This window comes from Tateyamaria pelophila (assembly GCF_019966495.1).
Taxonomy (GTDB): Bacteria; Pseudomonadota; Alphaproteobacteria; order Rhodobacterales; family Rhodobacteraceae; genus Tateyamaria; species Tateyamaria pelophila.
Genome location: NZ_JAIMIA010000262.1, coordinates 1 through 2,508, shown reverse-complemented (window position 1 = coordinate 2,508; position 2,508 = coordinate 1). Strand labels below are relative to the sequence as shown.

Annotated in this window: 2 protein-coding genes and 1 pseudogene; 1 reads left to right on the top strand and 2 read right to left on the bottom strand. The window is 54.8% G+C overall.

Annotated features, from left to right (window positions below; translation table 11 throughout):
- Positions 1 to 117: 117 nt before the first annotated feature.
- Both LC354_RS27400 and LC354_RS28225 read right to left on the bottom strand, forming a co-directional pair.
- Positions 118 to 312, bottom strand: a complete 195-nt coding sequence (locus LC354_RS27400; RefSeq protein WP_223429094.1) for a hypothetical protein — start codon at positions 310 to 312, stop codon at positions 118 to 120.
- A gap of 246 nt (positions 313 to 558) precedes the next feature.
- Positions 559 to 1,101: a Crp/Fnr family transcriptional regulator gene (locus tag LC354_RS28225; protein WP_399204469.1), complete on the bottom strand. Its 543-nt coding sequence runs from the start codon at positions 1,099 to 1,101 to the stop codon at positions 559 to 561.
- A gap of 257 nt (positions 1,102 to 1,358) precedes the next feature.
- Between LC354_RS28225 and LC354_RS27390 the strand changes: the two are divergent.
- Positions 1,359 to 2,273: pseudogene (locus tag LC354_RS27390) on the top strand (YcaO-like family protein).
- Positions 2,274 to 2,508 lie beyond the last annotated feature (235 nt).

Below are 2,508 nucleotides of genomic sequence, written 5' to 3'. Positions count from 1 at the left end.
TCAGCAAAGAAGAAGTGGCGAAAGATCTCCGGACCAAACCGCCTGCCCGAAGTCATTCAGGGGGTTGAGTTCAAGGACGGGATCAAGCAACTTCAAAACGCCGCCTGATGAAGCCCGTCACCAACTTTTGGGCATATCTCGATCGACCTTGCGGGTCTCAAAAGCCCCTGCGCTGTCCACTGCGATCTTGAGCGTATAGTCGAACGGTTTGCCGAAATCGTCGACAGATAGCAGCGATCCTTTGGATTCAACATCGAGCATATAGCGCATCAGATAGTTGTCTTTGGCTTCTGGCTTGACGCCATCGAGCAAGTTTTGCTGACCGTCGGTTCGTGCGAATGTTAGGTTATTGAGCGCATCTTCGTAGCGTCGATTTTCATGACTTTTAAGGCGCGGCTCAAACCGGTTTCCGGTGTAGTCGGCTTTCCATTTTTCCAGTCACCCGTTCTGGCCGGCTGGAATGGAGTATAACCGACAATTGTTATGTGTTTGCAAAATAGTGGGAATTTTGGAGCGGAATATCATGCAGCGAAGTACGAAAGCAATTTTATGCTCGGATCAGTACTGAAATGACTGATTGTTTCGCAGTCCGCAAACGTCATGAAGGTGCAGACTCCCGGAGTACTTTGAGATAAGACCGCGCTTTGTCAGCAAACTCATCTCGCGCGATACTGCTTCACGATGTGTACTGATGCGTGCGGCCAGATCAAAATGAGTCGGTGCTGGATCAATAACGAATTTCCCCTCTTGGGCATCGGTTGCGCCTGCCAGCCGCAAAAGTTCCAGGATCAACCGATCGCGGACAAGCATGGTGCTGAACTCAAAGATCCGCTGGGTCATGCTTCTGGCTTGATGGGAAAAATAACGCAGCAAAGCCCATCGGAAACTCTTGCTTCCATCAACCATTGTTTCGAATTGCGCAGCCGACAGAACACCAACCTGCAATTCCGTTGCGGCGACGACGCTTGCGGACCGCGGGGCTCCATCGATGGCGGACATCTCGCCGAAGATATCGCCCGTCCGGATGTCGCGATACGCAACCACTTTGCCTTCGCTGGAGAAAATCGTCGCCCGCGCGCGCCCGTCGAGGAGAAAGAACACCTCGGCATCTTCATCCTGCTGTGTCAACACGACCTCGTCGCGACTGCACCTCCGGGTGGTTAGCTTGCCAATCAGAAGGTCACGGTCCTCGCGCGTAAGGGCATCGAGAAATCGGAGCGCATCATGTGGTCCATCGGTAATCCCCCCATTTTTAATGGGGTCCAGCCGTAGAATTCACGCGGCTGTTTTCAGTTTCATGGCGGGTGTCATTCCACCGATGCCCATGTTGGGTCGCCTGTCCAGCCTTGGCCTGTGTCATGCATGGCGGTGTCGATACGCTTATTGATTGCTTTGATCAGTTAGATGTTCCACCTCCTGATGGTCCGGGATTTTTTGCCTTTTTTGTGCCGTCGGATGAGGCCTATCGCAGATGGCCACATTACCCCGTCGCGGCGCGTCCGGAGTCTGGACGGGCTGCTGGTGGTCGCGGGCTTACCCGGGAAATCTGCCGTTCCAGCGGCATCGGAGAAGCTGTTGAACGCGCGAGTTGCTGCGCCTGGCCTGACGAAGCTCTGGTGTACGCGCGTATCAAGGATGTAGATGCCGACGCCCTTCTGCCCGATGATTTACTGGGCTTCAGCCGATCCCAAATCCAAGATCGTGCCATTTGGAACAAGCGCTACTCCGGCGTCGATTGGTGCCCTCCAACCGCATCTCCCGATGTCGAATTGGCGTGGACAGTTGTGAACAACGCCGTGACAGGCGTGAAATGCCTTGTTCCCGCCGACCACACCCTGATAGGTCGCAGGTCGCGCGGAGACCCCGCCGCCGTCGCCGTTGCAACATCCTGCGGATGTGCAGCAGGAGCGACGTTGGAAAACGCCAAACTGGCAGCAATACTGGAACTGCTGGAGCGGGATGCGATCGGGCGTTGGTGGTTTGGACAACGTTTCCGGTCGGGGTTGGACCCATGTGACTTTGATTTGCCGGAGGCTCTGCTGGATTAACTCACCAGACGGGCGCGACGCACACTCCTTTTCGATATTTCGACTGATTTGTGGAGCCCGATTTTCGCCGCCGTTTCTTGGAATCCGGACGGTCGGAAAGTGGCCATGGGTTTTGCGGCTCAACACGATACTCTGGGGACAATCGAACATGCGCTGGTCGAGATGCTACAGACCGAAATCGGCATCGAACAGCGCATGAAGCAAAAGCAGGACAGTATACATTAATGGTGTGCAGAAGTGTCGGCAGATACACCACCATTGAATCGTGGGACAATGAATTTTAAATTGGCTCAACCGCCGGAGCTTTCAGCCGACATTCCCCAAGTGGCCTGCCATCTGACGCGAAGATTGCCTGATCAGGCCTGTGGATCAAGTATCTCTTTCCTCTGAGGGTCTCCGGAGTTGCGGAAACGCCTGAAGGCGGGTGCCTTATGCTTCGAAGCGATGCTGTGCTGGCCCG